Genomic DNA, 6497 nt, shown 5'->3' on the forward strand with positions numbered 1-6497 from the left:
GCAGATCGAGTTGCTTGAGTTCGAGCATGGCGGGAAAGCGGGAAAAGCCGGGAGCTTATCCCGAATTCGGCGCGCCGTGTGACGCGCCGGTCGCCGATCGCGGCGCGGTTCGGCCCCGGGCGGGCCGGCACGGCGCCGGCGGGAAGGGTCAGGGCTGCGCGGGTGCGCTTGCGGCCGGCGCGGCGGCTGCCTTGCCGTCCTTGCCCTTCGTCTTGCCCTTGCCGCGGTGCTCGCCGCCGTGGTGCAGCCAGCTGCGGAACGTCGTGTCGGCCAGCGCCTTCTGCTCGGTCGGGAAGCTCTCGTACAGTGGCGCGAACGCGTCGGCGAGCTTCTTCGCGCCGTCGGCGTTCGCCTGCGACAGTTCCGCGTACTGCTTCATGTCGTCGAGCGCGGACACGTCGTGCTTGGCCATCCGTTCGCCGTAGAGACGGCCCATCGTTGCGCCGTTGTCGCGCATCGTGTCGGCGAACGTCTTCCATTGCGGTTCCTGCGCCGACGTGATCTTCAACTGGTCGTGCAGGTACTTGATGCGCTGCTCGATGCGCGCCTCGTGGCGGGCCGCGCGCTGCTCGGCGCTCGGGGCCGATGCCGCGGCCGTCGTGGCCGGTGCCTGGGCGGGCGCTTGCGGCTGCGCCGGGGTCTGCGCGAATGCGCTGGCTGCAACGACGAGCGTAGCGAGGGTGAGCGAGATTTTCTTCATGGTTGGCTCTCCGGGGTGGTGTCTGGCGAGCGGACGCGGCGGCCATTGCCGTCAGCGTACCTCTCGCGTCGCCCGCTATTAGTAGCACGTTGCATGCAGCGCGGCAGTGAATGCGACACTTGCTTACATCCGATACGAATCGAAATCGAAGGTGCGAATCCGGCCGTGCCGGTTGGGCGCGCCGGCGTTCGGCGCTATCATCGCGTCACTTTCCACTCCGCCGGCACATGCGTACCGGCCCAGCGTCATGCGCCCACCCCGCCTCGACCAACTCGACGATCTCGACCGGCAACTCGTCGCGCTGCTGCAAGCCGATGCGCGCGCCAGCGTCGCGGATCTCGCGCGCCAGCTCGACGTCGCGCGCACGACGGTCGTCGCGCGCATCGCGCGGCTCGAACGCACGAACGTGATCGCCGGGTACAGCGTGCGGCTCGGGCAGGACGTGCTGGACGCCAGCATCTACGCGTACGTCGGCATCATCCTCACGCCGAAATTCGGCAAGGACGTCTTGCGCAAGCTCGACCGGATGCCGGAAGTCCAGCTGCTGTGCGCAGTGAGCGGCGAGTACGACTACGTCGCGTGGCTGCGCGCCGATTCGCCGGAACGGCTCAACGACCTGCTCGACCAGATCGGCACGCTCGAAGGCGTCGAGCGCACGACGACGTCGATCATCCTGTCGCGCAAGATCGACCGCGGGACGATCGGCGGCTGAGCCGTTGCATGCGGCACCGCACATGACGGACGGCGCATGCGCGGCGCCGGTTTCGTTACGTCACGGGTGTCTGGATTAACGGCGGGTAGATGCCCGGCCGCCTTCGTATCGGCATTCGCTGTCCCTCATGATCGGCACGAGTGCCGATCGCCATCCTTCCGCGCACTTCGCGCGTCTCTCTCGCGACTCTCCTTTCCGTATTCCGCTTCGACCGGCGTGTAGCCCGTGACGCATGTGCAGTTCGTGTGTCGGGAGCCATGCCGTGCGTCGTCGTCTTCGTCGTTGCAACGCGCCACCGCCAACGGCCGGTTTGCGACAGCGCCTTTACGCGATTTTTAGATGAAATGGTCGTTTCGGCGAAAAGTGTCGTCATAACGTCGAATTTATCGGTCGTTTCGCATCATTCTTCGTCTTGGAACTGATTTTGAGCGTCCCTAAACTGTGTTCATGGCTCGACGCCGTACACCAACACGAAACCCATCATCAGGAGATAAGCGCATGAAAATCGCCATCGTCGGCGCAGGTCTGATCGGCCACACCATTGCTCACATGCTGCGCGAAACGGGCGACTACGAAGTCGTCGCGTTCGACCGCGATGCGGATACGCTCGCGAAGCTGTCGCGCGAAGGCATCGCGACGCAACGGGTCGATTCGGCCGACGCGAATGCGATTCGCGAAGCGGTGAAGGGCTTCGATGCGCTCGTCAACGCGCTGCCTTACTACCTCGCGGTCAACGTGGCCGCCGCCGCGAAGGCTGCCGGCGTTCATTACTTCGACCTGACCGAAGACGTGCGCGCCACGCACGCGATCCGCGAACTGGCCGACGGCTCCGACCGCGCGTTCATGCCGCAGTGCGGCCTCGCGCCGGGCTTCATCGGCATTGCCGCGCACGAGCTCGTGAACGGCTTCAGCGAAGTGCGCGACGTGAAGATGCGCGTCGGCGCGCTGCCCGAATATCCGACCAACGCGCTGAAGTACAACCTGACGTGGAGCGTCGACGGGTTGATCAACGAATACTGCCAGCCGTGCGAAGCGATCCGCGACGGCCGCAAGCAATGGGTGCAGCCGCTCGAAGGCCTCGAGCACTTCTCGCTCGACGGCACCGAATACGAAGCGTTCAACACGTCGGGTGGCCTGGGCACGCTGTGCGAGACGCTGTCGGGCAAGGTCGAGACGCTCGACTACAAGTCGGTGCGCTATCCGGGCCACCGCGAACTCGTTCAGTTCCTGCTGGAAGACCTGCGCCTGTCGACCGATCGCGACACGCTGAAGTCGATCATGCGCCGCGCGGTGCCGTCGACGAAGCAGGACGTCGTGCTCGTGTTCGTCACGGTGACGGGCGTGAAGGACGGCCAGCTGGTGCAGGACGTGTTCACGCGCAAGATCTTCGCGAAGGACGTGTGCGGGATGCACATGAGCGCGATCCAGATCACGACGGCCGGCGCGATGTGCGCGGTGCTGGATCTGTTCCGCGAGAAGAAGCTGCCGCAGAGCGGTTTCATCCCGCAAGAGAAGGTGTCGCTCAAGGCGTTCCTGTCGAACCGCTTCGGCAAGCTGTACGACGGCGGCACGATGGAGCGCGTGCACGCGGTCGCCTGACCGTCATTACAAGACCATTCGCCAGTCATTGGCACGAGGGCCGTACGACGCCGGGAGCGCAGCAGCGCTTCCGGCGTTGTTTTTTGCGGGAAGGGAAAGGGCGCCGGGCGGCGCGCTCAGGCCGGCAGCGGCGGGACGATCGTTGCCGGTTGCGGCGGCGGCACGATGCGGGACAGCAGCGCGTCGAGGTCCGCGTCGGACGGCGCGGTGTTGTCGAACATCACGATGCCGTCGCATTCGTGGCCGGTCGGCACGAAGCGGCGCTGCCGGTATTCGTCCCAGTGCGCGAGCTTGTACGCGTCGTTCGGGTTGGCGCGCGCGACGATCCGCTGGTGCGCGACGTCTTCCGACGTGTGGACCCAGACGACCGTCAGCGTGACGTCCGGCGCGATGCCGAGCCACGTGCGATCGAGGATGCGCCGGTCGCGCACTTCACGCGACAGCGGGCCGACGACGAGCGCACCGATGCCGAGCGAGAGATTGTCGCGGGCGGTGTCGAGCAGGCCCTGGTATTCGGGATCGCGAAGATGTTTCAGGTAGAGCGGGCTGTCACGGTCGTTCGGGTCGTCCGTGAGCGCGCCCATCGCGGCCGCGCTGTAACGGCCGTACAGCGTATCCTTGTCGAGCAGGCAGAACGCTTCGCCGGTCGCGCGCATCAGCGGCCCGATGAGCCGCTTCGCGAGCGTGGTCTTGCCGGTGCCGGCGTGACCGCAGAAGAATACCAGGTGCGTCACGAATGCCGGCTCCCCGACCGCTGGCCCGACGTATCGCCGAGCTGGTCGCCACGCGAGAACACTTCCGCTTCCAGCCACATCGCGTTGATGATGCCGAAGCCGAGCGCCACGCCGATGCCGAGTATCCACGAGAAATACCACATAGATCAGTCTCCTTGACGGTTGGGCCGCACGGCCGTTGTGCATCGCGCAACGCAGGCCCGGCGGGCCTGTAGAAGTGCCTCGACGCGCATGCTGCGGCGCACGCAGCCCGATCATGACCAATATCGGCGTGCCGCGCAAGCCGGGCCGTCCGTGCAGCAAACCGGTAAACTGATGCGCAAACCGCAACGTCACCGACATCATGCTGATCAACTGTGCTGCTTACCAGGACGGCCGCAAGCTGGCCGATATCGACATCGACGCCATCAGCGATTACGTGTCGAAGCCCGAATGCTTCGTGTGGGTCGCGCTGAAGGACCCGACGCCCGAGGAAATCGACCTGATGGGCGAGGAGTTCGGCTTGCACGAACTGGCGCTCGAGGATGCCCGCAAAGGCCATCAGCGGCCGAAGATCGAGGAATACGGCGATTCGCTGTTCGCGGTGCTGCACACGGTCGAACTCGACGAGGACGACGAATTCAAGGTCGGCGAATTGAACGTATTCGTCGGCCCGAATTACGTGCTGTCGATCCGCAACCATACCGAGCACGATTTCCGCGACGTGCGCAAGCGTTGCGAGCGCGAGCCGCACTTGTTGCGGGAGGGTTCGGCGTTCGTGTTCTACGCGTTGATGGATCAGGTCGTCGACCGGTATTTCCCGATCCTCGAAACGCTCGGAGCGGAACTCGAGGAGCTCGAGGACCGCATCTTCGCGAAGGCGACGCCGGCGTCGTCGCGCGCGATCATCGAGGATCTCTATTCGCTGAAGCGCCGGCTCGTGCTGCTGTACCAGCACACGGCGCCGCTGATGGAGCCGCTCGCGAAGCTCACCGGCGGGCGCGTGCCGCAGGTGTGCAGCGGGATGGCGGCTTACTTCCGCGATGTGTACGACCATCTGCAGCGGATCGTGAAGACGATCGAAGGGCGTCGCGAGATGGTCGTCACCGCGATCCAGGTCAACCTCGGGATGATTTCGCTCGCGGAGAACGAGGTGACCAAGCGGCTCGGCTCGTTCGCCGCGCTGTTCGCGATACCGACGATGATCGCCGGCATCTACGGGATGAACTTCGCGAACATGCCCGAGCTGCACCTGAAATACGGGTTCTACGGCTGCATCGCGGTGATGGCCATCGCCGACCTCGCGCTGTGGTGGCGTTTCAAACGGGCAGGGTGGCTGTAGTCCGGCTTCAGGCTGGACGCGGTGCGTGCTTGCCGACCACGACGCGCCACGGCCGCACGCGCCACGATTTCACGAGGCCGTTCTGCACGTACGGATCGGCGCGCGCGAACGATTCAGCCGCTTCCGGCGAATCGCCTTCGAACACGAGCACCGCCTGGTCGGCCGGGTCCGCCAGCGCGCCGGCGAGCACCAGTTCGCCGCGCTCGGTCGCGGCCTGCGCGAGCGCCAGATGTTCCGCACGGAACGGCTCGCGCCGCGACAGGTAATCGTCGACGAGTTCGTAGATCAACTGGTAATGCATGATTGCTCCGGGAGTCGGTTTCCGCCGCGGGAGGGTGGGCGGCTGGCTCAGTATAGGGCAGCGGGAAAGCCGTTGGCGGCGGGGTTTGCCGGTTGTGACGACGGGCATTCACGGGTTCGTTTTTTGAACGACGCATCCCGGGCGGTGTCCCGATGTTCTTCTTAAAATGCAACTAACGGTCGAGTTTCTCGACGTCGGCAAATTAGCGGGTGCGGCCGCATTTTCGTTCGCACTGCCTGAAATCTGCCTGCAGAAATGAGGGTCCGCCAAGCGTATTCCGGGGCCGGATTCCGCACGCCGGCGAGGGCAGACGAAGGCCTTGAAAGCGAGTTGGGCCGGCTGCCGGGCCATGTGGGCGGGCGCTGCACGAGGGCATTTCCATTGGCCCGGAATGCGACCTATGCTGAACGAACCGGGAGCGAACACCGTTCGCCCTATTCGTCCGATTCGCCCAGACGAGGTGCGCCATGCCGGTCTCAGCCACCCTGCAGGATTGCCTGCGCCAGAAGTCATCGCGGTACGAAGTCGTGTACCACCCCTATAGTCATACGAGCATGGAGACGGCCGCCGCCGCGCATATTCCCGGCGATCGTCTCGCGAAAACCGTGCTTCTCGAGGACGCCGAAGGCTACGTCGCCGCCGTATTGCCGACGACGCACGCCGTGCGCCTGTCGGATCTCTGGGTGAAGACGGGGCGCCATCTCGTGCTCGCCCGGGAGGTCGAGTTGCGCGAGCTGTTCAAGGATTGCGACATGGGCGCGCTGCCGCCGGTCTGCATGGCGTACGGGATGAAGACGTTTCTCGAGGAACACCTCGCGCAGCAGCCGGAAGTCTATTTCGAGGCCGGCGATCATCAAGCGCTGATTCACATGATGCAGGACGAATTCCTGATGCTGATGGAGACGGCCGAGCGCGCGCATTTCTCGCACCGGATGCAGGGGATGATGCTGTCCTGAGCGATGCGGGTCGTGTGTCGATGAAGCATGCGCGGGCATTTTCCCACCGGGCTCGGTGAGGTGGGGATGCCCGTGCGTGCAGAAGGGCGGGCAACGAATTCCCGTGGCCCCGGCTTTATCCGTCGTCGGAAGATACATTCGTTATGCAGATCATTTTGAGAATTGGATCGTTGC

Annotated in this window: 8 protein-coding genes; 4 read left to right on the top strand and 4 right to left on the bottom strand. The window is 64.9% G+C overall.

Going from position 1 to position 6497, the window contains the following annotated elements; translation table 11 throughout:
- Positions 1-148: 148 nt before the first annotated feature.
- Entirely contained in the window at positions 149-700 is a 552-nt protein-coding gene (locus tag JMF90_RS18625; RefSeq protein ID WP_125380654.1) for a Spy/CpxP family protein refolding chaperone, read from the bottom strand.
- A 247-nt stretch (positions 701-947) separates the two neighbouring features.
- On the opposite strand from JMF90_RS18625, the gene JMF90_RS18630 reads away from it, so the two are divergent.
- Both JMF90_RS18630 and JMF90_RS18635 read left to right on the top strand, forming a co-directional pair.
- Positions 948-1412 carry an Lrp/AsnC family transcriptional regulator gene (locus JMF90_RS18630; protein WP_006481526.1) on the top strand — a complete coding sequence of 155 codons (465 nt, stop codon included), beginning with the start codon at positions 948-950 and terminating at the stop codon, positions 1410-1412.
- Between the two features lie 498 nt (positions 1413-1910).
- Positions 1911-3011: a saccharopine dehydrogenase family protein gene (locus tag JMF90_RS18635; RefSeq protein ID WP_125380655.1), complete on the top strand. Its 1101-nt coding sequence runs from the start codon at positions 1911-1913 to the stop codon at positions 3009-3011.
- 116 nt (positions 3012-3127) lie between these two features.
- Here the strand turns inward: JMF90_RS18635 and JMF90_RS18640 are convergent, their stop codons facing one another.
- Positions 3128-3745: an ATP-binding protein gene (locus JMF90_RS18640; RefSeq protein WP_011694291.1), complete on the bottom strand. Its 618-nt coding sequence runs from the start codon at positions 3743-3745 to the stop codon at positions 3128-3130.
- Complete coding sequence (cydX, locus tag JMF90_RS18645) at positions 3742-3888, bottom strand: cytochrome bd-I oxidase subunit CydX (protein WP_125380656.1); 147 nt, start codon at positions 3886-3888, stop codon at positions 3742-3744. The genes JMF90_RS18640 and cydX overlap by 4 nt, the downstream gene beginning before the upstream one ends.
- Before the next feature lie 200 nt (positions 3889-4088).
- Here cydX and corA point away from each other — a divergent pair, with 200 nt between their 5' ends.
- Entirely contained in the window at positions 4089-5066 is a 978-nt protein-coding gene (gene corA / locus JMF90_RS18650; RefSeq protein WP_006475972.1) for a magnesium/cobalt transporter CorA, read from the top strand.
- A 7-nt stretch (positions 5067-5073) separates the two neighbouring features.
- On the opposite strand, the gene JMF90_RS18655 is transcribed toward corA, so the two are convergent.
- Positions 5074-5367, bottom strand: coding sequence for a YciI-like protein (locus JMF90_RS18655; protein WP_006475974.1), 294 nt, complete (start codon positions 5365-5367; stop codon positions 5074-5076).
- 467 nt (positions 5368-5834) lie between these two features.
- Here JMF90_RS18655 and JMF90_RS18660 point away from each other — a divergent pair, with 467 nt between their 5' ends.
- Positions 5835-6323: an aminoacyl-tRNA deacylase gene (locus tag JMF90_RS18660; RefSeq protein ID WP_006475975.1), complete on the top strand. Its 489-nt coding sequence runs from the start codon at positions 5835-5837 to the stop codon at positions 6321-6323.
- Positions 6324-6497 lie beyond the last annotated feature (174 nt).

This window comes from Burkholderia sp. E168m23 (assembly GCF_016586125.1).
In the GTDB taxonomy this organism is placed as follows: Bacteria; Pseudomonadota; Gammaproteobacteria; order Burkholderiales; family Burkholderiaceae; genus Burkholderia; species Burkholderia orbicola.